General features: G+C 43.7%; 23 protein-coding genes and 2 tRNA genes. 2 read left to right on the forward strand and 23 right to left on the reverse strand.

Annotated features, from left to right (window positions below; genetic code table 11):
- Position 1 precedes the first annotated feature (1 nt).
- From folB to spoIIE, 15 genes are all read right to left on the reverse strand, one after another.
- Positions 2-361, reverse strand: a complete 360-nt coding sequence (folB, locus tag ACXAFV_RS01275; protein WP_446244927.1) for a dihydroneopterin aldolase — start codon at positions 359-361, stop codon at positions 2-4.
- Positions 354-1,187, reverse strand: a complete 834-nt coding sequence (folP, locus tag ACXAFV_RS01280) for a dihydropteroate synthase (RefSeq protein ID WP_475123915.1) — start codon at positions 1,185-1,187, stop codon at positions 354-356. The genes folB and folP overlap by 8 nt, the downstream gene beginning before the upstream one ends.
- Positions 1,171-2,058 (reverse strand): aminodeoxychorismate lyase, encoded by an 888-nt coding sequence (gene pabC / locus ACXAFV_RS01285; protein WP_475123917.1) that lies wholly within the window; start codon positions 2,056-2,058, stop codon positions 1,171-1,173. Before pabC ends, folP begins: the two co-directional genes overlap by 17 nt.
- The gene (gene pabA, locus ACXAFV_RS01290; RefSeq protein ID WP_475123919.1) at positions 2,058-2,645 is read right to left on the reverse strand and encodes an aminodeoxychorismate/anthranilate synthase component II; all 588 of its coding nucleotides are present in this window, start codon (positions 2,643-2,645) and stop codon (positions 2,058-2,060) included. Before pabA ends, pabC begins: the two co-directional genes overlap by 1 nt.
- Positions 2,642-4,051: an aminodeoxychorismate synthase, component I gene (pabB, locus tag ACXAFV_RS01295; protein WP_475123920.1), complete on the reverse strand. Its 1,410-nt coding sequence runs from the start codon at positions 4,049-4,051 to the stop codon at positions 2,642-2,644. The genes pabA and pabB overlap by 4 nt, the downstream gene beginning before the upstream one ends.
- A 165-nt stretch (positions 4,052-4,216) precedes the next feature.
- Positions 4,217-5,146, reverse strand: a complete 930-nt coding sequence (gene cysK / locus ACXAFV_RS01300) for a cysteine synthase A (protein ID WP_475123921.1) — start codon at positions 5,144-5,146, stop codon at positions 4,217-4,219.
- Positions 5,147-5,469: 323 nt separating this feature from the next.
- Positions 5,470-6,372: a peptidyl-prolyl cis-trans isomerase gene (locus ACXAFV_RS01305; RefSeq protein ID WP_475123922.1), complete on the reverse strand. Its 903-nt coding sequence runs from the start codon at positions 6,370-6,372 to the stop codon at positions 5,470-5,472.
- 27 nt (positions 6,373-6,399) lie between these two features.
- Positions 6,400-7,278, reverse strand: coding sequence for an Hsp33 family molecular chaperone HslO (hslO, locus tag ACXAFV_RS01310; protein WP_475123924.1), 879 nt, complete (start codon positions 7,276-7,278; stop codon positions 6,400-6,402).
- 23 nt (positions 7,279-7,301) lie between these two features.
- Complete coding sequence (locus tag ACXAFV_RS01315; RefSeq protein ID WP_475123925.1) at positions 7,302-8,069, reverse strand: type III pantothenate kinase; 768 nt, start codon at positions 8,067-8,069, stop codon at positions 7,302-7,304.
- A gap of 385 nt (positions 8,070-8,454) precedes the next feature.
- Positions 8,455-10,431 (reverse strand): ATP-dependent zinc metalloprotease FtsH, encoded by a 1,977-nt coding sequence (gene ftsH, locus ACXAFV_RS01320; RefSeq protein ID WP_475123927.1) that lies wholly within the window; start codon positions 10,429-10,431, stop codon positions 8,455-8,457.
- Between the two features lie 125 nt (positions 10,432-10,556).
- Positions 10,557-11,105 (reverse strand): hypoxanthine phosphoribosyltransferase, encoded by a 549-nt coding sequence (hpt, locus tag ACXAFV_RS01325; RefSeq protein WP_475123928.1) that lies wholly within the window; start codon positions 11,103-11,105, stop codon positions 10,557-10,559.
- Between the two features lie 3 nt (positions 11,106-11,108).
- Positions 11,109-12,515 carry a tRNA lysidine(34) synthetase TilS gene (gene tilS, locus ACXAFV_RS01330; RefSeq protein ID WP_475123930.1) on the reverse strand — a complete coding sequence of 469 codons (1,407 nt, stop codon included), beginning with the start codon at positions 12,513-12,515 and terminating at the stop codon, positions 11,109-11,111.
- Between the two features lie 66 nt (positions 12,516-12,581).
- A complete protein-coding gene (locus tag ACXAFV_RS01335) occupies positions 12,582-13,595 on the reverse strand; it encodes a protein kinase domain-containing protein (protein ID WP_475126035.1) in 1,014 nt (337 codons plus the stop codon).
- Positions 13,564-14,304, reverse strand: coding sequence for a VWA domain-containing protein (locus ACXAFV_RS01340; protein ID WP_475123932.1), 741 nt, complete (start codon positions 14,302-14,304; stop codon positions 13,564-13,566). Before ACXAFV_RS01340 ends, ACXAFV_RS01335 begins: the two co-directional genes overlap by 32 nt.
- A 97-nt stretch (positions 14,305-14,401) precedes the next feature.
- Positions 14,402-16,894, reverse strand: coding sequence for a stage II sporulation protein E (gene spoIIE, locus ACXAFV_RS01345; protein ID WP_475123934.1), 2,493 nt, complete (start codon positions 16,892-16,894; stop codon positions 14,402-14,404).
- Between the two features lie 280 nt (positions 16,895-17,174).
- On the opposite strand from spoIIE, the gene ACXAFV_RS01350 reads away from it, so the two are divergent.
- Both ACXAFV_RS01350 and ACXAFV_RS01355 read left to right on the forward strand, forming a co-directional pair.
- A tRNA-Met gene (locus ACXAFV_RS01350) sits at positions 17,175-17,251 on the forward strand.
- A gap of 8 nt (positions 17,252-17,259) precedes the next feature.
- Positions 17,260-17,331 (forward strand) — tRNA-Glu (locus ACXAFV_RS01355).
- Positions 17,332-17,547: 216 nt separating this feature from the next.
- On the opposite strand, the gene ACXAFV_RS01360 is transcribed toward ACXAFV_RS01355, so the two are convergent.
- The 8 genes from ACXAFV_RS01360 to yabN form a co-directional block, all read right to left on the reverse strand.
- Complete coding sequence (locus ACXAFV_RS01360) at positions 17,548-18,018, reverse strand: DinB family protein (RefSeq protein WP_475123935.1); 471 nt, start codon at positions 18,016-18,018, stop codon at positions 17,548-17,550.
- Positions 18,019-18,082: 64 nt separating this feature from the next.
- Positions 18,083-18,529 carry a GNAT family N-acetyltransferase gene (locus ACXAFV_RS01365; RefSeq protein ID WP_475123937.1) on the reverse strand — a complete coding sequence of 149 codons (447 nt, stop codon included), beginning with the start codon at positions 18,527-18,529 and terminating at the stop codon, positions 18,083-18,085.
- A 412-nt stretch (positions 18,530-18,941) separates the two neighbouring features.
- Positions 18,942-19,364 carry a S1 domain-containing RNA-binding protein gene (locus ACXAFV_RS01370; RefSeq protein ID WP_475123938.1) on the reverse strand — a complete coding sequence of 141 codons (423 nt, stop codon included), beginning with the start codon at positions 19,362-19,364 and terminating at the stop codon, positions 18,942-18,944.
- A gap of 74 nt (positions 19,365-19,438) precedes the next feature.
- Entirely contained in the window at positions 19,439-19,831 is a 393-nt protein-coding gene (locus ACXAFV_RS01375) for an FtsB family cell division protein (protein ID WP_475123940.1), read from the reverse strand.
- A 47-nt stretch (positions 19,832-19,878) separates the two neighbouring features.
- A complete protein-coding gene (yabQ, locus tag ACXAFV_RS01380) occupies positions 19,879-20,526 on the reverse strand; it encodes a spore cortex biosynthesis protein YabQ (protein WP_475123941.1) in 648 nt (215 codons plus the stop codon).
- A complete protein-coding gene (yabP, locus tag ACXAFV_RS01385; RefSeq protein ID WP_175989764.1) occupies positions 20,523-20,825 on the reverse strand; it encodes a sporulation protein YabP in 303 nt (100 codons plus the stop codon). The genes yabQ and yabP overlap by 4 nt, the downstream gene beginning before the upstream one ends.
- An 83-nt stretch (positions 20,826-20,908) precedes the next feature.
- Positions 20,909-21,178: an RNA-binding S4 domain-containing protein gene (locus tag ACXAFV_RS01390; protein WP_071618324.1), complete on the reverse strand. Its 270-nt coding sequence runs from the start codon at positions 21,176-21,178 to the stop codon at positions 20,909-20,911.
- Positions 21,179-21,200: 22 nt separating this feature from the next.
- Positions 21,201-22,667, reverse strand: coding sequence for a bifunctional methyltransferase/pyrophosphohydrolase YabN (gene yabN / locus ACXAFV_RS01395; protein ID WP_475123943.1), 1,467 nt, complete (start codon positions 22,665-22,667; stop codon positions 21,201-21,203).
- Between the last annotated feature and the right edge of the window lies 1 nt (position 22,668).

Consider the following 22,668-nt stretch of genomic DNA (forward strand, 5'->3'; position numbering starts at 1 on the left):
GTTATCGACTCCTCGTGATCTCCACTGCCACCGACCGGTAATGACCGGGAATGGGGGGATCAGGCTTGATCAGTGTTATCTTGCAGCTTTCAACGACCGAAAATGAACGCAGTATTTCAGCGGAGATCCTTTCAGCTACTGCCTCCACTAGGTTTAGGGGATCTCCTTCCACGACCGACTTTGCGATAGAGTAGACATCCGCATAGTTGACGGAATCCTCAAGATTGTCACTTTGTCCGGATTTTTTTAAATCGAGGTGCAGCTCCACACTCACACGGAAGCGCTGACCGAGCTTATTTTCTTCCGGAAATACGCCGTGATATCCATAGAACTCCATTTCATTCAGCATGATTTTATCCATCGTACCGCTCCTTTCCCATTAATGCATCCGTCATTTTCGCCATCCGCGCCATTTCTTTGACATCATGGACACGGACGAGCTGGCACCCCTTTTGGATGCCCCAGCATACAGTGGCCCCTGTCCCTTCTACACGCTCTTCGACCGGCAGATCCAGCACATGGCCGATGACCCTTTTGCGCGACGTGGCATAAAGGACCGGATATCCGAGAGATACAAGGATGTCAATGCTCCTCATCATTTCAAGGTTCTGCTCGAATGTTTTGGCAAAACCAATCCCTGGGTCAAGAATGATCTGGTCATCCTTCACCCCCGCTTTCTTTACGAGTGTAATGCTTTCCTGGAGATCTTGAACTGCATCCCTCATAAACACCTCGTAGTCTTTTTCCTCACGGTTGTGCATCAGGATGATTGGAACCCCTTTTTCAGCTGCCACTTCTGCGATGAGCGGGTCTTTCTTCGCCCCCCATACATCGTTAATGATATGGGCTCCTGCCTCAAGCGCTTTTCTGGCAGTCTCCGCTTTATACGTATCGATTGAAATCGGCACGTCTACTTCTCCAACAAGTGCTTCGATGATCGGTACCACTCTTGCAATCTCTTCCTCTGCCGAAACAGGGACATGGCCCGGACGTGTCGATTCGCCTCCGACATCAATGATGTCCGCTCCTTCTTCTACCATTTCTTTGGCACGCGCCACTGCCTTCTGGACAGAGTCATACGAACCTCCATCGGAAAAAGAATCCGGTGTCACATTGAGGATCCCCATAATGAGGGTTTTGCTGGAGTAATCCAATTCATATTTTCCGCATTTAATCGTTCGTGGCATAAGCGTTCCCTTCTTTCATATCTTCAATGGAGTCTAAATAAGTCACATACTTCTGGTAATGTTCATGCAGCAATCTGACATATTTGCCTTCACTACCTTCAAAGGTTCGATTCCCTGCTTTGTTAACCGGTACAATCTCCTGTACGGAATTCGTAAAGAATACTTCGCTTGCCGCTTCCAGATCGCCTTCACGATACAGACCTTCACGGACAGGTATGTTCAGGTTTTGTGCCAGGGCCAGAATGAACTGTCTTGTAATCCCGTTCAATAATCCCGTTTCAATGGAAGGGGTATGGACTTCTCCTTCTTTTATCCAGAAGATATTCGAGGTGATACCTTCGCATATATAGCCATCGCCTGTCAGGAAGATCCCCTCCTTTTCAGGGGAAGGGCCTATTTCTCTTTTGGCAGCGAGATTATTGAGGTAATGATGGGACTTCAACCTCTCTTCTATTTCAGGTGTACTTCGTCTCAATCGGAGGATGACACCCTCTTTTTCTCGAAGGGGCCTTGAAGGCGGTAATTTTTTTTGAAAAAGAATGGTGGTGGCTTCCTCGTAAGGAGCAGTCTGCAGCCCTATTTCACCCGGCCCACCTGAAACATTCAGCCGGAAGTATGCATCTTCCCATCCATTTTTTCTTAAAAGTGTACTTACAACCTGCTTTATCTTCGCTTCTTTGATATCCGCTTCAATGTTCAGGCCTTCGAGCCCCTTTTTTAGTCTGGATAAATGATCTCTTAATAGAAATGGGTGGCCGCCGTACGTGCGGAATGTTTCAAAGACACCCAATCCGTACAAATAACCGTGATCAAAAGGCGATATGGACGCTTCTGACTGATGAACGATGTTCCCATTCAAATAGATATACATTATGCCGGCAACCCGGCTTTCTTATAGGTTTCAAGGAAGTTCTTCAATAGTTCCTTGCCCTGTTGCGTCATGATCGACTCAGGATGGAACTGTACACCTTCGATCGCGAGCTCCTTATGGCGGATGGCCATGATTTCACCTGTGGAAGTTTCCGCTGTTATGTCAAAACAATCGGGAAGGGTCTCCCTCTTTACAATCAGAGAATGATATCTTGTTGCTTCAAAAGGGTTCTGAATTCCATGGAAAATGGTTTTTCCGTCATGATGCATGTCTGACACCTTTCCGTGCATAAGCCGCTCGGCACGGATGACGTCCCCTCCAAATACCTGAGCGATTGACTGATGCCCCAGGCATACGCCGAAAATCGGTATCTTTCCGGCAAAATACGAAATGGCCTCAAGGCTGATCCCGGCTTCATTCGGGCTGCAGGGCCCCGGGGATATCATAAGGTAATCGGGAGACATCAATTCTATTTCCTTAATCGTGATGTCGTCATTCCTTCTGACGACCAGCTCTTCGCCCAGCTCTCCTAAAAACTGAACGAGATTATACGTAAATGAGTCATAGTTATCGATCATGAGTATCATAGATGTTCCCCTCTTCCTTCCGCCATTGCTTTTGCCACCCAAAGAGCTTTGGCTTTCTTCAGTGATTCTTTATATTCATATTTCGGATTCGAATCGATGACGACGCCCGCACCAGCCTGGATGTATGCTTCATTATCTTTCACAAACATCGTCCGGATGACGATATTTAATTCCATATCCCCGTTTACACCGATCCAACCTATCGATCCTGTGTAAATGCCTCTCCTCAAAGGCTCGAGCTCTTCAATAATCTCCATCGTTCTTACTTTTGGCGCACCCGTGATCGTCCCTCCCGGAAAAACAGAACGGATTACATCAGCACCGGTTTTATGTTCATCTAGTGTTCCTCTTACATTTGAAACGATGTGCATGACGTGCGAATACTTTTCAATGACCATGAATTCATTGACTTCTACCGTTCCGTATTTACAGACTCTTCCTAAGTCATTGCGTTCAAGATCCACAAGCATGACATGCTCTGCACGCTCTTTTTCATTATCGATCAGTTCATGTGCCAGCGCTTCATCTTCAGCGGCGTCTTTCCCACGGGAACGTGTACCGGCAATCGGCCTTGTGCTCACTTCCGCTCCTTTTTTCTTCACCAGGAGCTCCGGTGACCCTGAAACAATCTGGAATTCAGGTGTCTGGATGTAGCTCATATAAGGGGAGGGGTTAAGTTCACGCAGTTTTTGATAAACGGCGAATGGTTCAGCCCCTAGCTCCTGCGATTGTCTGACTGATAAATTGACTTGAAAGACATCTCCCTGCGAGATATAGTCCTGAATTCTCTTTACGGCATTCGAAAACCGCTCTTCGTTCATTGAGACCTTAATGTCAGGAACATCTTGTTTAGCCTGTGCAGCTTCTTCCGTTCCCTTCTGTACAAGGTGCTCATGCCACAAGTTCGTCCACTTTGTCAGCTGTGCTTCTGCATGGCTTTTCTCATCATGAGTAAGAATCATCGTCCACAGCATTTCCTCATTATGGTCAAACACTACCCACTGGTCTAAATAAAAGAAATACACTTCAGGAATTTCAAGGTCATCCTTACTCAGGGAAGGCAGTTTCTCGATTCTTCTTGCATAGTCATAACTCAGAAAGCCGATGACACCTCCTTGAAAGTCTGGGAGAACAGGCTGTCTTTCCACATTCAACGGCTGCAGCCATTTTTCCAATTCGATCAACGGGTCCCCCGGTCTTATTTCCGTGTTCTTTTCATCCCGGACCTTAAGTCCTTCCGCTGTACTTTCCAATATTGCTTTTGGTTGAAGTCCGGCAACACTATATCGTCCACCGCGGCCGCTTTCCAGCAAAACATGGTGTGTTTGATCCTGACTTAGTTGTTGATATGCTGAGAAAAATTGTTCTTTCGTTGTACGGTTTTTATGAAAATATAGGTGCTGCACTTCCTTCACACTCCTACTGGTTTATCTTCTTTCATGATACATGAAGTTTCGGAAGGTTTCACTGTTGAAAGTTTGGAAGTGGGCGTTTTGTCGGGTATTTCTGAATGGAGAGAAATCAAACTAAAAGATCCCGAAGCAAACGCTGCTTCAGGATCCGTTGATTTTTTATTCATCATCAAATTGATAAAGAGGGGTGCTTAGGTAGCGCTCGCCGTTACTTGGGATGACCGCGAGTACCTTTTTTCCTTTGCCTAGTTCTTTTGCCACTTTAAGTGCTGCATAGATGGCTGCGCCTGAAGAGATTCCGCCGAGAATCCCTTCTTCTTTGGCAGCTTTTCTCGCGTAGTCGAACGCCTCTTCGTTTCGTACTTGAATCACTTCGTCATAGACGGATGTATTAAGGATATCAGGTACAAATCCTGCTCCGATTCCTTGTATTTTATGCGGTCCCGGCTTTCCGCCCGACAGGATTGGAGAGTCAGTAGGCTCAACCGCGTATAACTTGATGGATGGATAATGCCCCTTCAATACCTCTCCGGCCCCGGTGATCGTTCCGCCTGTACCGATTCCGGCAACAAACCCATCAAGCTGGCCGCCCATTTGCTCCACAATCTCTTTCCCTGTCGTTTCTTTGTGCACTTTAGGGTTTGCTTCATTTTTAAATTGCTGTGGCATGAAGTATCCTTTTTCATTAGCAAGCTCTTCTGCTTTACGGATTGCGCCGCCCATTCCTTCAGATCCAGGAGTAAGTACAAGCTCAGCCCCGTATGCACGCAAGAGATTGCGTCTTTCCATACTCATTGTATCAGGCATGACCAGTACTGCTTTATATCCTTTTGCTGCAGCAACCATCGCGAGTCCGATTCCGGTATTACCGCTGGTCGGTTCTACAATGGAATCGCCAGGCTGGATCTTTCCTGCCTTTTCGGCATCCTCAATCATCGCTAACGCTATTCTGTCTTTTACGCTGCTTCCAGGATTCATATATTCCAATTTCAAGTACACATCTGCACTATTTTCATCGACCAAACGATTAAGCTTCACTATTGGAGTTTGGCCTATTAATTCTGAAATTGAATTAGCAACTCTAACCATTCATTCTTCACTCCTAATCCCAAGTAGTTTTGTTGGATTTATTCTCTAAAATGTACCAATATTCAATCAATTTGTCAACTGAAATGCGTAAGGGCTTTGCCCAGAGGCGGGTGGCATAAGGCGAATCGGCCACGAAGGCGTGCTTCGCCTTCTTGGTCGGTTTGACTTGTGACATGTGCCTCTAAGCCCTGGAGCTGGACATAGAAAAGCGCAGGCGGCTCCTTTTTCTACTCTATTCACTATTTATCCCTTCTATGTTTCGTTAAACCACATGTGTTTATGTACATGTAAAAAGACTGGCCGATTATAAGCCAGTCTTCCCCTTATTGTTCACTCCCGTAAAACCATTCTACATCGGCTTCATCCCAGAATGCTTCGGGAAGCAGCGGTGTTTCCACTTGTTCTATCGCCAGCTGACGCCTGATTTGAGGTTTTACATCATCATAGCTGTAGTGTCTTTCTTTCATGATGTCTTCCAAAAGGTATACAACATAGTCAGATCCAGATTTCACCGGCTGACTCCATTCTCCTTCATTCAAAGAATCGATTTCTTCCACCGCTTCCGGGGATAATAGTTCCCCATCTGCAGGGATATAACCGATTTCACCCCCGAGATGAGCACTTTGTTCATCCATGGAACGCTCCATTGCAAGGACATCGAAGCTGGAACCATTTTCGAGTTCTTTGATGACCTGGTCAGCCTCGGATTGATCCCCTACTTTGATTTGCTTCAGGTTGTACATTTTAAGGATCGAATACATTTCTTCATTCTGTTCGTAGAAGCTTTTCATCTCACCTTCAGAAACTTCCACATCTTTCGTCAAGAGTTCTTCCAGTAGTAAGTCTGTTTTGATTTGGTTTTTGACGGTTTCCTCGTCTTCTGTGTACTCTTCATCGAACGAGTTATATACCGAGCGAATTAAAGCATATTCCTGATTGACCTCTTCATCCGAAACGGAAATATCGTACTTCTTCGCGATTTTTTCAATCACCTTTTGGTTGATCAGTTGTTTAAGTTCTTGTTCGCCGTACTTCTGTTCAAGTGAATAGAGCCAGTCTTCTCTGGTGACAGAATCACCGCCGACCGTGGCAACCACCTCGTTACCCGCTTTCATACCGCCCATACTCTGAGACGCATCAGGCTTTAACCATAAGAATAACGTGACAATGTTCGTCACAAGCAATAAAGCTGCTCCAATCAGTAAAGGGTAAGGTTTTAATTTCATTGATTGTATGTCTCCCTGGTCTGTTTACTATTTTGCTTCTTCTTTAAGTTCTTCCAATTCTTTATCTGAAAAAACATACGTTTCATTACAGAAATGACATTTCGCTTCCGCTTGTTGATCTTCGTCGATGATCTCCTGGATTTCTTTTTCACCCAGACTGATGATTGCGTTCGCAAATCGTTCTTTCGAGCATTGACACTTGAACGATACCGGCATTGTATCGAGAATTTTCACTTCACCTTTTCCAAGGACTTCTTCCAGGACTTCTTCAGGTGTAAGTCCTTTTTCAATCAGCTTAGAAATTGGCGGGATTTTCGATAGTCTCTCTTCGATCTTTGTAATCGTCTCATCGTCTGTACCCGGCATCAATTGAAGGATGAATCCACCGGCAGCGAGGATCGAATTATCAGGATTCACAAGCACTCCCACTCCTACAGAGGAAGGGACCTGTTCTGAAGTCACGAAATAATACGTGAAGTCTTCTCCAAGTTCACCAGAAACAATCGGCACCTGGCCCGAGAAGTGATCTCTCATTCCGATATCCTTCACAACAGAAAGAGTACCAGAATTCCCCACAGCACGGCGTACATCCAGCTTTCCATGCTCGTTAAGATCAAAGTGTACATGCGGATTGGAGACATATCCTCTTACTTCCCCTTTGGCGTTGCTGTCCACAAGAATCGCTCCGATCGGACCTCCGCCTTCCACCTTTATCGTTAATTTATTTTCTCCTTTAAGCATAGCTCCCATCATGACACCGGCACTGATGGATCTTCCTAACGCGGCTGAAGCAGTCGGCCATGTATCATGTCTCTTTTGCGCTTCACCGACGGTTTCCGTACTTTTTACAGCATACGCGCGCACTTGCCCATCATAAGCTAAGGCTTTCACTAAGTAGTCGCTCATATTCATGCTCCTTTACTTGGTTCTTAATTCATATTTCGTTTGTAAATCAGTTTTAATCCTTTAAGGGTAAGGAATGGGTCCACTACATCGATTGAATTTGATTCTTTGGAAATCAAAGCAGCAAGCCCTCCTGTTGCAATGACAGTTGGTTCCTCATTACTTTGCGCTTTCATTCTTTGTACGATTCCCTCAACTTGTCCTACATATCCATAAAGTATACCTGCTTGCATCGCCGTCACCGTGTTCTTCCCTATGATGTGATCCGGACGGGCGATTTCAATCCTTGGCAGCTTTGCTGCCTTCGAATACAGGGCTTCTGTCGAAATGCCGATTCCAGGGGCGATCGCTCCACCCATATATTGTCTATCCTCATTAATGTAGCAATAGGTTGTAGCGGTTCCAAAGTCCACAATGATAAGCGGACCGCCGTATTCATGGATGCCTGCTACCGCATTCACAATCCGGTCTGCCCCTACTTCACGCGGATTTTCGTATTTGATATTCAGTCCTGTTTTAATGCCAGGTCCCACAACAAGCGGGGTGACATTGAAATACTTTTCGCACATGCGTTCCAAACTGAACATGATCGGCGGAACAACAGATGAAATGATGATCCCGTCTATCTCTTCGAATTTCAAGTCTACGTGCTGAAACAGATTTTTCACTAGCATGCCGAATTCGTCTTCGGTTTTATGCCGGTTCGTTTCCGATCTCCAGTGATATTTTAAATGGTCGCCTTCATAGACGCCATACACGATATTTGTATTCCCTACATCCATTACAAAAATCAATATTCTCACCTACTAAGCCAATTGTTTTCACACACTGCCAACATCATACCATATCTTATAAATAATAGGTAAGTACAAAAGCCGGGGCAATATTTGAGCGTACATTGGTTTATGTTTTTGGAGAGGGACTTTTAACACCGCTGTTGATTTCCGTGGAAGACTTCGCTTTCCGCGGGTAGCCCGTGAGCCTCCTCGGTCGTTCCTCCCTGCGGGGTCTCACATTAGCTACTTTTCCCGCAGGAGTCTTCGCCTTCCACTCCAATCAACAGCTAGAACGGGCTTTAATCACCAGTGATTCATTCCCATACATTCATCTATAGCCCTCTCCTTAAAAATTGATAAAACAGAAAAAGACTGCACCTATCATAGGTACAGTCTTTTTGTATTATGTGCGATCGGTTTTGTCAGAATCGTCTTTTTCAGAAGTGGTTTCTGTTGTTTCTGCTTCGATCACGTTTTCTTCGTTTTTCTTTTGGATGTTTACCTTTACGTCGCTTTTGTCTGTTTTGTCAGATTCGTACGTGCGCTCAGGTAATGTTCCGTGATCCACAAGATGCTTGATTTGTGCAGCATCGAGTGTTTCTACTTCAAGCAGCGTTTTTGCAATCAGTTCAAGCTTGTCACGGTTCTCTGTGAGAATCTTCTTGGCACGTGCATAGCTTTCCTTGATCAGGCGCTGCATTTCCATGTCGATTTCATGGGCAATGGCATCTGAATAGTTTTGTTCACTATTGATGTCACGACCCAAGAACACTTGACCGCCTTGCTGCGATCCGAATTGAAGCGGTCCGAGTTTGTCACTCATCCCGTATTCAGTCACCATCTTACGCGCAATGCCTGTTGCACGCTGGAAGTCATTATGGGCACCCGTCGATACTTCGCCGAAGATGATTTCCTCTGCGACACGACCGCCGAGTAGGCCAGTAATTTTATCAAGAAGCTCAGGCTTCGTCATAAAGTAGCGATCTTCTTTAGGCAGCATGACGGCATATCCGCCAGCCTGACCACGGGGAACGATGGTTACTTTATGTACCATATCCGCTTCATCAAGTATCACTCCAATCACGGTATGACCCGCTTCATGGAATGCAACGATTTTACGTTCTTTTTCAGATATGACGCGGCTCTTCTTCGCAGGTCCCGCAATGACACGGTCCGTCGCTTCGTCGATATCACGCATGTCAATCTTCTTCTTGTCTTCACGGGCTGCAACAAGTGCTGCCTCGTTCAGAAGGTTTTCTAAATCTGCTCCTGAGAAGCCTGGTGTTCTCATCGCGATCGCTTTCAGATCGACTGAATCATCAAGCGGTTTGTTGCGGGCATGTACTTGAAGTACAGCTTCACGACCGATTACATCTGGACGGTCCACCGTGATTTGACGGTCAAAACGACCAGGACGCAATAACGCCGGGTCAAGAATGTCTGGTCTGTTCGTTGCAGCAACGATTATGATTCCTTCGTTGGCTCCGAAACCATCCATTTCAACGAGTAGCTGGTTAAGCGTCTGCTCACGTTCATCGTGGCCTCCGCCAAGACCTGCCCCACGCTGACGGCCTACCGCATCAATTTCATCAATGAAAATGATACAAGGTGCATTCTTCTTCGCATTTTCGAATAAGTCACGAACACGGGAAGCCCCGACACCGACGAACATTTCGACGAAATCAGAACCACTGATTGAGAAGAACGGTACTCCCGCTTCTCCTGCTGCAGCTCGCGCAAGTAACGTTTTACCTGTTCCTGGAGGTCCTACTAACAGCACCCCTTTAGGAATACGTGCACCTATTTCAGAGAATTTACGTGGATCCTTAAGGAATTCCACAACCTCTACCAGTTCCTGTTTCTCTTCATCCGCTCCAGCTACGTCTTTAAAACGGACTTTCTTCTTCTCTTCGCTATAAAGCTTCGCCTTACTCTTACCAAAGTTCATGACTCGGCTTCCGCCGCCTTGAGCCTGGTTCAGTAAGAAGAAGAATAGAATGAAAATGATGACAAATGGAATGATCGTTGTAAAGAACGATACCCATCCGCTGGTTTCTTTGGCCTGTAAAACGCTGACGTCAATACCCTGCTCAGAAGCTGCAGCATTGATTTGATCCATCAGCTTGCCATCGGTAGTAAGGACATAAGTTAAGAAGGCTTCTCCTTCTTCAGCTCCTTTTAACTCTCCTTTTACCTCATATACACCTCTTCCAGGCTGAATGGAGAATGATTCAACTTCCCCTTTTTCAAGCTGGTTGATGAACGTACTGTATTCGATATTTTTGGTTGGTTCGTTGTTGTTACTGAAATAACTCACCACACCTATAATGACTAAAAAGACCAGTAAATAGAATATGGTGTTACGAAAGATCCGGTTCATCCCTTACCTCCTCCCACGGGTAAACAAACTAACTAAAATAGTATCATAGTAAATCATGGCATTACAACAAATAGGACTTGATGTTATCCAATAAAACGAATAGAATATTCCTCTTTAGATTACACTTATTCCCCTGTTGTATACACTTCAGGTTTCAATACACCGATATACGGCAGATTACGGTATCTTTCCGCATAATCCAATCCGTACCCAACGACAAATTCATCTGGAACAATAAAGCCGACATAATCTGCTTTGATATCCACTTTACGGCCGGAAGGCTTATCTAAAAGAGTGACGATGCTGATTGACTTCGCTTTCCGGTAGCGGAACAGCTCCACAAGGTAGCTTAGCGTCAAACCGCTGTCGATGATATCCTCAAGGATCAGAATGTCACGGCCTTCGACTTTTGTATCCAAGTCTTTCACAATCTTCACTTCGCCGGAAGAAACAGTGGAATTCCCATAACTTGAAACATCCATGAAATCCATTTCCATATGAGTGTCCATACGTTTACAAAGGTCAGCCATAAAAGGCATTGCACCTTTCAACACACCGATTGCCAAAGGGAATTTATCTTGATATTCCTCTGTCAGCTGAGCCCCTAGATCTTTGATCTTTGCCTGAAGTTCTTCCTCTGAAATCAATACTTTTTCAATATCCTGATTTAACAATGTTCAACTGCCTCCTAGAAGATGATTGCTTTTAAATTGTAATACTAAACTATTTTCCCGAGCTTCTCCTAAATCGTAAATTGACTTTTTTATTCCGGGAACCCAAAGGATTTCACCCCTCGAGTCGACGACAACCGGCCATTCATCACGTAAATGACGGGGCACTTTTTCGTCAATGAATAGGGATTTGAGCTTTTTTGTTCCTTGTAAACCTTTGATTTTCAATCGATCTCCCGTCTTTCTCGTTCGAATGAATAACGGAAGTGTCACGTCCTCACGATTTAAAAAAACACATTCACCGTTATGGAATTCTAAATCTAATAAAGAATCATGGAGAACAAATTGAGAACCGCTTGGAAGCGTAAGAGGGTTATTATCCTTTAGCTCATAACAATAAGGGGCTTGACCAGACTCTAATTTCCCAAAGTGAAAATAACAGGTATGATACGCCCTTGTTACTCGGAGACCTCCAGGTAAATCCAAGCTAGCATTAGGTGATTTTCCTCTTAATATACCCAATACATCGTAAATATGTATAGTCGATAAAGAAGATGGTCTTTGTTTGTAAAGATAGTTTAATATTAGATTAATCCCTCTTCTTTGTAAAGGCTCAGCCATTGCAAGAAAGCCTTCAATATTCAACTCAGAGAAAACCTCTGTGTTATTCCATACCTTATTCAACTTTTCCCGCGTTAATTCCTCTAAAAACTCTTCATCTTCTGTTATTTCTTCACTAAATTGTTGAAATTGATGATGGACCATCGGGTTTTCTTCTTTTAAAAAAGGAATGATTGCTTTTCGAAAACGATTCCTTGTATAAAATTCTTTCTCATTGCTGGGATCGATGCGCGGAAAAAGACAATGCTTCCCGCAATATCCTTCAATCTCATTCTTGGTGACAGACAGAAATGGCCGAATGATCATGCCTGGGGTAAATTCACGCTTATAAGGGATTCCTGCCCTTCCTTTTCCTGCAGTACCCCTGGTCAGCTTCATCAAGATCGTTTCCATCTGATCGTCACCATGATGACCCAGTGCAAGTTTGTCTGCAGAAACTTCCTTCATGACTTCCCTTAGAAAATCATACCTTACGTTGCGGGCAACTTCCTGTAAGGTACCATTTTGGTCTTCCATGATTTTTGCAACATCGATTCTTTCCCCGTAAAAAGGAATCTGCCGCTCTGTACAAAACTCCTTAACAAAAAGGAGCTCCTGATACGACTCCTCTCCCCGAAACATATGGTCGAGATGAGCAGCAATCACTTCGGCTCCCCATTCTTTTCTATTCACATGAAGAAAATGAAGCAGCGCCAAAGAATCCGGTCCTCCGGAAACTGCCGTCACAATCCGGTCCCCAGCTTCTATCAACTGATGCCGTTGAATGAATTCTTTTGTCGTCTTCTCTATCATGATTACTTCCTCTTCCTCGGCTCTTTTTCCTCATTGTATCAATTTAAACCCTCTGGTACTACAATTCTACATAAGCTCTCCGTAGATATATAAGGCATATAGAATCGATACAATCATGATCACCAGCACCGTTTCAAGGAAATGACTTGATTTCCTCCGTTTTTGTTTCTGGAGTCTGCTTGGCTGTGAGCTCGGCTGTGAAGAAGACTGACGGGAAAAAGAGGATGATGATGCTTTCCTGGCAGGCCTGGAGACAGAAGATTGCGTGCTTCCTCCATGTGAAAGGCCATTCAGTAAGTGATTTCTCATTTCACCTGCAGAGCGAAAGCTTCCTTCCAACGCTTTTTCAATCGTAGTCTGAAACTTGCTCAATTGGTCTTTCGCACTTATAGCCTTTCTTAATTGCTGCATATTCCCTGTTCCTGTCTTATTGAAACGCCCCGGATAAGCTAAATTTATTAAAATCATGCCAACTGAAAAAAGATCATAGGTAGGTTCTGCCTTCCTGGAACCCCCAAGCCAGTATCCTCGGTCGAAAAACTCGGTAAATTCCTTGATCGCTCTCCCCTGTATGGTCGTTCCCCCTACATCGATACAGCGTATCCGGTAGGGCGGTCCTGTCACTATCAGATTTTCAGGTTTCAGATCCCCGAACACCCAGCCCTCATGATGAATCCGTTCCAGATCCGAAAGCAGCTGTGCGATCAGCACACCCGTCCAGGCAGATCCTTTCGATTGTACAAAGCTTAATAGATTCATTCCCTGGATATATTCCATCGTATAAAAATGTATTTTTTGGCCTCTCGTTTCCCAATCATCCACCTGATGAAGTTTAGGTCCAAGGGGAGTTCCCTGGACCTTTGAAAACGACTTTAATACATTTACTTCAGAAGTGATCGAAACATTACTGTCACTCATCTTAAGTGCCAGGTATCCGGAAGCTCCCTGCACCAGATACACCATTCCATTGGCACCATACCCTAACTCTTTTACAATCGTATAAATCTGTTTATACCATTTTCCTCTTATCACTGTCCCCGCAGGGAAATTAAATGGTTTCTTCGAAGTATTGTTCATCATCGCCACGAGAGAGCAATCCCCTTAATGAACGTTTTTTCTTGAAATAGCTCAATGCTTCTGAGATGGCCGGGCCTGTTGGAGTAATGCCGCCTGGAGACAGTTTAGAGAAAATACTCGTAAGTGTTTCGAGTTTTGGTGTCCAATCCAGCAATTTTTCGACATCTTGTCGTTTCCCGGGAAATACGAACACAGAGAATTTGTTATCTCCCATTCTAGCATTCAAGCTTAAAGACAGATCCAGCAGGGCTTCTTTGACTGTCGGGAGTTTGTGTTTCATACTTGCAGACGTATCGACAAGAATCAACACTTCCATGTCAACAGACTCTCCCAACTCGTCCACCACTTCCATTACTTCCCCGCGCTGATCAGGCGGCAGTTCTTCCATGGAAGCGGATTTTCCGAGAATTTGCTTTAATTCATTATTCACTACCCCTTGCAAGGTTTGTGTCATTGCTTTTCTCGTTACCATTTGGACCGTTTGCGAAAGCTGCTGGGCATAAACAATCTGACTCACCCCTCCGCCTGATAGAGCGATTCCTTCAATCTCCTGCATGCCGTTATCATCAATCACATCATTATCCATTACACCTATGACATTTACCGAAATCCCTTGCTCCTTGGCAAGTGCCGCCATGGCGATCGGGTCTTCACCTTGATTAGAGCAGCCATCCGTAATCAATAGAATTTGACGAAGTGTACCTGTCTTCATCAGACTCCCCTCCTAATTCAAAAGATGGTATCATCTTCGCCGAATCAGGAGGAATTTATACTTCATTTCACTATATTTATAGACGTGTTCACCTTTCTTAAGAGATTCTTTTCTTATCTTTTTCGTGTGTTTTGTTCACAGGGATAGACGACCATTTAGGTATATTATGTTTGATTTTCGATACGACAATCGTCATGTCATCTTCTATTAAACCAGAGCTTGAGCGTATCACTTCCTCCATTAGAATGTCTGCGACCTCCTGAGGTTCATCCGTTTGGAGTTCCGTCACTTTGCGCTTCATCCATACATCATAGTTTTCAACATGCTTCGGCCCCTCAAAGGCTCCGTCACTCATCATGATCAGCATATCACCCGCTTTCAGCTGCTCTGACACGACATCCACATCAAAATCATGCTGCAGCATCCCCATCGGCAGATTGCTGGCTTCTATCTTCATCACTTTGTCTCCACGTTTAATAAAACTCGGGGTGGACCCGATTTTCAAGAATTTTGAAGATGCATGTTGTAAATCGATCATAGCCAAATCCAGAGTTGAGAAAATTTCATCATTCGTCCTGAGTGACAGGATGGAATTAATGGACTTTATCGCTACCTCCTCTTCAATTCCCGATTCCAGTATCTTTTTCAGCAGCCTGAGAGTTTCGTTGCTTTCATAATGGGCACGTTCACCGTTCCCCATGCCATCACTGATGGCAACCGCGTATTTCCCGGCACCGAGTTCAATCATCGAATAGCTGTCACCTGAGACGAGCCCTCCGCCTTTTGCTGCATGCGATACTCCTGTGTCCACTACAAATTTCTTTGCCGACCTGAACGTCATCTGACAGTACCCGTTAGGAAATTGAGCACAATCCTCCTTATAGACCACAATGTTTTCTCCCAGAATATCCGATAACATCGGTGCAATCAGTTTCTCTCCCTGTCCGTGGCCCCCACAGTAAGGAATCGTCATATCAATGTCCACTTTTCCCTGTTCCAAATTATATATTTCGATATTCTCGATCTCTATGCCGAATTCATTGATGCTGGCCAGTATCTGCTCCTCCTGAATATGATGATTTTCCCTTTCTCTTTGGATTTCCTTCGCGAAATTGCCCATGACTTCAGAGACACCCAGTAATTGATCGGCTACTAACCTTCTGCTCTCCTTTACTTGTTTTTTCAGTTTGAGATTGGCCTGGTAAAATGTCAGCTCCTGATAAATCGTGTCCTGCAGCTTCTTTTCCTTTGTACAATGCTTGTCCAATTCCCTGTGAAGGCGGGGCGACAGCGGAATCTTCCCTTGATCGAACTCATTCATCACATCTTTCATCAAATTATAGGTTTTATCAAAATTCCTTGACCAGCATTGGTCCTTTTTAAAGCACGTCTGACACGTCTTTTCAGTGACATTGCTCAAGAAATAATCGAACTCTTTATCTTCCTCCTCTTCAAACTGATCTTCTATTTGCTGAAAGCTGTTGGATAACGCCTGAAAAACAGATGAAAACTGAGTGACCCTGTTTGCGGTCACATCTCTTACCCTTCTCATATATCCCTGCTGTTCCTGCTGATATTCGGGTGTCCCCGGAATATGCTTCGCGATTTTAACAGCCAGGCTCTGCGGTGTTAAGAACAACAAGAGTATCGCCACTCCAGATTCATACAATGTTTTAGTCAGAACAGTATCACTATCTCCATACATTCCCATAAGCAGGGTAGCGATCATCAAACCGATTGCCGCTCCAAATTTCTTCCCTTCTTTCATCAATCCGCCCAGAAGTCCGGAAAAAGCAAGCAAACTCATTTGATAAAAGCTCGCAACATTCGCCAAGCTGAAAATCAGACCGGTTACGACCCCTACTGTCGAACCGATTGTAGCTCCTGCCACAAAAGAAAATAATAAAACCAGGTACCTGGATAAAATGTGTTCTATGGAGAGACTGTATACTGCCCATCCGATTGTTCCAGTCATAATCGAAGCGAGCAGGATGATCAGACTGACCACTTCTTCTGTTTTAAGTGAGCGTCTTCTGCGCTGTACCGTCACAAGCGGCACACTTTGAATGAAAATGTACGTTAACAGAAACGCAAGACTCGCTTCGATCATTGCCATCACGCCATTATAAATCGTAAGGACCTGATCCTGCTGGATGTAATTGAACGCAAGCTTGACAACTATCACAGTGAATAACACATAAAGAGCTACATATTTCAGTTCGTTTTTATGATACTTTTGTGTTAAACGATAGATTACCAGGAATATTATCGTGCTTGCGAACGTATAACTGATACTAGAGAACGATAATGTGACGGCACCTGCAAGCAGCCCTAGCAAAGCGATCGGGGACTTCTCCCTCCGGACGAGATAGACAGATGCAAAGAACGGCAGTGCAAATGGAGTCAAATGCGATAAAATGAGGGCCCTTCCCAATAGAAAACCGATGATGAACAGCGCGACCCCCTTTTGCACAAACAGCCATTCCAATTTGGAATAAACCGACTTTATTCCTTTAGACAATTCCAGTCTGGTGTGTTCAATGTCTACATTTTGAACAGGTTCTATGATTGTCTGATTGGCTTTACCCATGTAACAAACACTCCCCATTTACTTTTTTGTTAAGTATAAAGGGGACAAGCTCAAAAGTTTGTCAAAATGAGGGAATTCTACATAAGAATGTTTCGACGGCATTCTATAGATTCCGTTATAATATTCTGAATATTTCATTTTATAGAAGAACTTTTTTTGCCATTTATCCCCTATGAATTAGACGCAGACTGACTCGAAGGAATTTTGACAAATTCTTTTATAATTTCTGTTGACAAGATTTTTGTTTCTATGTATTATAGATTTTGTGCTTAAAACATATGGCGGTGTAGCTCAGCTGGCTAGAGCGTACGGTTCATACCCGTGAGGTCGGGGGTTCGATCCCCTCCGCCGCTACCATATTGCACGGCCCGTTGGTCAAGCGGTTAAGACACCGCCCTTTCACGGCGGTAACACGGGTTCGAATCCCGTACGGGTCATATTTTAAAAGACTATCCAGATTGGATAGTCTTTTTTATGTCATTTATGCTCTTTCCTTATAAAGCGCTTCGGTCAGCCTCGACAAACACTTTAGGTCCGGCCGGTGAAGTCGCCCTTTGACTTCAGTGGGCGGACCTAAACGTCTCGAGGGGCTAGGCGCTGCAGCTGGACAATGAAAAGACTATCCAAGAATGGATAGTCTTTTTTTATGTCATTTATGCTTTTTCCTTATAAAGCGCTTCTTCGATCTGTTTCTGATGATGTTTGTCATGCCAGATGAAATCCTCAAAAAACTCACTTAATGTATAGTGATGATCATCCACCTCAAAAGACTGCTCCATCCGCTCCTCATCCAGAGACTCTATATAAAGAAGGATGGATTTCCTTGTTTCAATGCCTTCTTCCAGTAAGCGTTCCTGTGAGACCCCGTCATGGGCATATTTTGCAGCTTCCTGATTAAACGCATCAAATTCCGGAAATGAAGGAAGGACAGCTCCATCCGAAATGTTTGGCAGGACCTTTTCCAAGATATATCCGTCCCATTTTATGATATGCGAGACATTGGCAGCAATCGACCATTTTCCTTCCTCCATCGGTGCATACCATCTGTCTTCCTCTACATTCTTCAATTCTTTCAGCCAAGAAATAAAATAATCATGATGATCGAGAAGTTCTTCCTTTTTCATTTTTCGTCCCCCATTGAGTTTATTTAAGAACTAGTATTCGGTGCATGGTGACATAAATCCTTTTTTACAGAGTTAAATAGTGTGAGGACTTTTGATAGTTGTCGGTTTTCTGGTACCCAAGTGCCCGGTAGAATAGATCTCCTTCAGAAGTGTCTGTATGCAGGATGACCCCTTTATAATACTTCTTGGCAAATTCCTGGAGTTCACTGCAAAGTAAACGTGCAACCCCTTTTTTCCGGTAATCCCGAAGGACGTAGACCCTTCTTAAACGCCCAAGGCTTTCTCCATGATTGTAGGGGTCCTGGTTTAACCCTCCAATTGCGATGAGCCTTTCTTCCTCAAATATCCCAAGAAGAATTTCTCCATGTCGATCAAATCGGTTCTTACCTGCAATATATTCCGATATCATTCTCTCCAGAAAGCGAAATCCTTCCTCCTTGCTTTCTTCCACCAAATGATGAAGATTATTGATTGAGACTTCGGTAAGTACGGATACTTTTAATTCCTTCATTAGCCCCTCCGAAAAATGCAGATTTATACTGATTTTTTTTGGCTTGATCGCATTTACTTTAGGATTTTTAGACAGATCTCTATGGTGTCATATATAATTCAGCTTACAAATTCTATTTTCCTTCAAATCAGGACTAGATAAAGAATTTATTAACGAAAATCGAATTTTTATTATCGAATCTTTAAAGTTTATTATCGAGATTGGCAATTTTATTATCGAAAAGCTTATTAAGAAAATACATATTATCGATACATCCTGCTTATTATTGGAAAGACTTTTTTATTATCGGTCATACATCTTTATTATCATCAGGACCTTTATCACCTGAAAACATTATAAAAAAACAGACACACTCTAATGAATGTGCCTGTTCCTGTCGTACAACCTGCTATATTAGTTAATAGACAGCAAGTTAGCCTCGTTTCGCTCCTTTTCCGCCGCGTCTTGATTCGGTGTTTTTCTTTAAAGATGACAGACGATCTTCACTGTCTTTCAAGAAGCGTGCCATCTTTTGTTCGAAACTTTCCTTCGTACGTGTATCAGTTGGTTTGTTGTTACGCGGACGCTGAGGGCGCTGTGGGCGCTGCGGGCGTTGTGGCTGGTCCTTGGCTTTTCGGATGGATAAACCGATCTTTCCATCGTTCTCAACATTAATTACTTTAACTGTTACTTCGTCGCCAACTTTAAGGTGTTCATTGATATCCTTAACGTAGTTGTCCGCAACCTCACTAATGTGTACTAAACCAGTTGAACCTTCCGATAGCTCCACGAACGCTCCAAAATTTGTAATGCCTGTTACCTTACCCTGTAACTTGCTGCCTACTTCGATTGACATAAAAGAAATGCTCCTCCTTAAAATGATAAAAGATAAACCTTACTATATATTATAGCCAATTAAAAAAAAGAGTGTCAATAAGACTCCTCTTCTTCTTCCTTCTTTTTCTCCGGTTCAGGAATGTTAAAAATAATTTCACCTTCATCGGATAAGAAATAATCACGGCGTGCAAGCTTGGCGATGTATTCATCGTCGTTAAGCTTAACGATCTCTTCTTCCAAGGCACTTTGGTGATCTTTCAGTTGTTCCATTTTATGTTCAAGATGTGCTTTTTCTGCGCGTTTTTCTTCTAACATTTGGGCTCTGGAAATGAGAGTCGAGATCATAAATCCACTAATTGCCAGTACTAAAACGAAAAAAAAGGATAATCTTCGAACTAAACGCTTTTTTCTCTTAGATGAAGACTTATGTATATGCTCCTGGTGACGAACATATTCATTTTCCATAGACGTTACGTTTTTCCCCATTCCCAAACCTCCTTTTTTACTAGAGACAGCAGTAAAGGGAAAAGGCGCTATTTTTTAAAGCGCTTTTTCACCTTTTCTGCGACTCTATATATTTTTTTGATATAGACCGTAATAATTCCTGCCATTTTATTATATAACTTCTCGACTCTTTTTGTAAGATGATTCGGCAATAAATTCCATATACCTTTAATAATCCACCAAACCGGACTCAATACGAGCTTAATCGCCCATTTAATAATCGAATAAACCACCTTCAACAGGAAGGTTACGGCTTTTAAGAGCCCCTTCGCTATAGAAAGAACCAGCGTAATCAGTAAAACCACTAACCATTTTATCGGTGAATACAGTAACTTCTTCACCATTGAAACCAAAAAATTGTAAAGTGAAATGAAAAAAAGGATCAGTTTTTCCAGCAAATGAAGATATCCTTGTTTAAGCAGCGCCTGGTATCCGGCAAATCCGCAAAGCAGCGCGATGAAAATATAAAAGCGAAGCTCCCCGAAGTTGACGGAAAACAAGGTATAAAAAATCGACAGCGCTTGAAAGATCCAGAATAACAGGTCGTTTACGAAAACCAGCCACCGTTTCCTCTGAGACCGGTTTAAAAACCGATTGTAGGTGTCCAGTGACGCACCAAATAATGCTCCCATCCCGATCATTGAAAGCATGGTGTAAAACTGGGTCGTCAGAGTCATCGAAATAGCTTGCTAAAGAGCCCTTTAGCCTTCTCCGTATTGTGTTCATCCAAGTAAATCAGATCAAACACCTTTCCTTTTATCGAGACAATCCCTTTATCGACATCGAGATTTTTCATTTGAAGATTTTGACCTCTTACTGACAGGATCCCCATGACCGTTTCAAGGAGGAATTCTTCGTTATCGAAGCTTTCCACCTGTTTGACACCTGTAATATCAAGCAGCTTCCTGCCTCTCATGATGACATCATGTTCCTGGTAAGAAGTCTTGTCTTTGTTTCCATCATAATATTGGTTCATAATTATCCCTCACATTCACATAGTACTAGCTTTGTACTATATGTATGTAGACAGGGGGAATTTAGAACAAAAATAAGACGGGCTTACTCCGATTCCTCTTTGATTCTTTCTTCAGAAATGACGGAATAGAGGCTCGATGCTTCTTCTTTTTTCGTTGTATCAAGAAGCCTTTCTATCTTTACCCTCATCACTTTTTGTCCAAACCTAACACTCAGCTCGTCTCCCACTTTTACATTGGAGCTTGCTTTGGCCTGCGTGCCATTTACAAGGATCCGGCCCTGGTCGGCGATTTCTTTCGCAAGCGTCCTTCTTTTGATCAATCTTGAAACTTTCAAGTATTTATCTAATCTCATCGATACCATTTATAAAACTCCCCTACTCGATATTTTTCTTTTTCGCTTCATTCCAGAAGGCGTCCAGTTCTTCCAGAGTAAAATCGTCAAAGGTCTTTCCCGAGCTGCGGACTCTTTCCTCTACATAGGAAAAACGACGGTAAAACTTCGTGTTGGTCATCGCAAGCGCTTCTTCGGGAAACACTTTGTAGAACCGTGCAACATTGACAAGAGCAAATAAAATATCCCCAAACTCTTTCTTTATTGCGGTTTCACTATTATTCTCCACTTCGTTCTCGAATTCCTTCAATTCTTCCCATACTTTAGCCCAGGCCCCTTTAACATCCGGCCAGTCGAAGCCAACCTTGGCGGCCTTTTTTTGATATTCATACGCCTTTATGAGAGCCGGCATTCCCTTGGCAGTATCTTTCAGCATAGACACGGGTTCTTCCGTTCCGCCTTTTTCCTGCTGTTTGATCTTTTCCCAGTTCATCTTGACCTGCTCGGTATTTTCGACATCGACCGTTCCGAACACATGAGGATGGCGGCGAACCATTTTAGAAGCGATACTTTCAATCACTTCCTCCATCGTGAACATTCCTTCATCTTCCCCGATCTGGGCATGTAGCATGACTTGGAGGAGTACGTCTCCAAGCTCCTCGACGACATGATCAATGTCATCTTCTTCAATGGCTTCCAGTAATTCATAGGTTTCTTCGATCAAGTACTTTTTCAGGGATTGGTGTGTCTGTTCCCTATCCCATGGGCATCCGTTCGGCCCCCGTAAGGTTGAGATGATTTCTCTTAGCGTTCCATATTGTTTGAAGGAAGCCTCCATTTCTTTGACAGCCGGGACATAAAGACTCGTTAAGTTACTGAGACCTGCCGCGCGGTCAAGTTCTACGAGTGGAATTGTCTCCACTTTTTCTTCCTTGCTGCCTGCAGCCGTTACGAGCTTCACTTCGTAATCATATGGATAAAGCTCCATCAGCGTAAGTTTCACTTCAGAGGCGATAAAACCGTCATACACCTGTCCGATGATGAGCTGCTGGTTCATGTGGATGTCCTGAAGCTTCAGGCTCGTCCCATCCAATAATTGAAATCCGTCGATCGGGTCGGCCCCGACAGATGCAAACAGAGCATCAATGAAACTTTGTCCGCCGCCGACCTTCACTTCAATCTTTCCTTCCTTATGAAGCTCCAATAGAAGCTGAACGGTCTTTTCAGCCACAAGCGGATGACCTGGTACGGCATAGACCAGCGGCCCTTTTTCGGCATGAGACACAAGCACCTCTGTAATTTCCTCATACACCTGTTCAAATCGGTCATGTTTTTCATATATGTCGTCGAAGGATTGATAAGTCACTCCTTCAGCTGTTAAATCGGTCACCACAGGGTGTTCTTTTGTCCGTAAAAATAATGTTTCACCATTTTTAATAATCCGGTAGACACCTAAAGGCAGCTGCTCCAAATCCCCAGCTCCCAAGCCTACAATAGTTATGGTATTCATA

It is taken from the genome of Rossellomorea sp. ABR4_012, from assembly GCF_056159545.1.

Coding starts and splice junctions, on each gene's coding strand:
- ACXAFV_RS01340 (WP_475123932.1), bottom strand. CDS start 14,304: ATGAAGACAGGTACACTTCGTCAAATTCTATTGATTACGGATGGCTGC.
- ACXAFV_RS01370 (WP_475123938.1), bottom strand. CDS start 19,364: ATGTCAATCGAAGTAGGCAGCAAGTTACAGGGTAAGGTAACAGGCATT.
- ftsH (WP_475123927.1), bottom strand. CDS start 10,431: ATGAACCGGATCTTTCGTAACACCATATTCTATTTACTGGTCTTTTTA.
- ACXAFV_RS01360 (WP_475123935.1), bottom strand. CDS start 18,018: ATGAAAAAGGAAGAACTTCTCGATCATCATGATTATTTTATTTCTTGG.
- yabN (WP_475123943.1), bottom strand. CDS start 22,667: ATGAATACCATAACTATTGTAGGCTTGGGAGCTGGGGATTTGGAGCAG.
- tilS (WP_475123930.1), bottom strand. CDS start 12,515: ATGATAGAGAAGACGACAAAAGAATTCATTCAACGGCATCAGTTGATA.
- ACXAFV_RS01305 (WP_475123922.1), bottom strand. CDS start 6,372: ATGAAATTAAAACCTTACCCTTTACTGATTGGAGCAGCTTTATTGCTT.
- ACXAFV_RS01390 (WP_071618324.1), bottom strand. CDS start 21,178: ATGAGATTAGATAAATACTTGAAAGTTTCAAGATTGATCAAAAGAAGG.
- ACXAFV_RS01335 (WP_475126035.1), bottom strand. CDS start 13,595: ATGATGAACAATACTTCGAAGAAACCATTTAATTTCCCTGCGGGGACA.
- pabA (WP_475123919.1), bottom strand. CDS start 2,645: ATGATACTCATGATCGATAACTATGACTCATTTACGTATAATCTCGTT.
- folP (WP_475123915.1), bottom strand. CDS start 1,187: ATGCCACGAACGATTAAATGCGGAAAATATGAATTGGATTACTCCAGC.
- yabP (WP_175989764.1), bottom strand. CDS start 20,825: ATGAACCAATATTATGATGGAAACAAAGACAAGACTTCTTACCAGGAA.
- pabC (WP_475123917.1), bottom strand. CDS start 2,058: ATGTATATCTATTTGAATGGGAACATCGTTCATCAGTCAGAAGCGTCC.
- folB (WP_446244927.1), bottom strand. CDS start 361: ATGGATAAAATCATGCTGAATGAAATGGAGTTCTATGGATATCACGGC.
- ACXAFV_RS01375 (WP_475123940.1), bottom strand. CDS start 19,831: ATGGGGAAAAACGTAACGTCTATGGAAAATGAATATGTTCGTCACCAG.
- hslO (WP_475123924.1), bottom strand. CDS start 7,278: ATGAGCGACTACTTAGTGAAAGCCTTAGCTTATGATGGGCAAGTGCGC.
- cysK (WP_475123921.1), bottom strand. CDS start 5,146: ATGGTTAGAGTTGCTAATTCAATTTCAGAATTAATAGGCCAAACTCCA.
- yabQ (WP_475123941.1), bottom strand. CDS start 20,526: ATGACTCTGACGACCCAGTTTTACACCATGCTTTCAATGATCGGGATG.
- spoIIE (WP_475123934.1), bottom strand. CDS start 16,894: ATGGGTAAAGCCAATCAGACAATCATAGAACCTGTTCAAAATGTAGAC.
- ACXAFV_RS01365 (WP_475123937.1), bottom strand. CDS start 18,529: ATGAAGGAATTAAAAGTATCCGTACTTACCGAAGTCTCAATCAATAAT.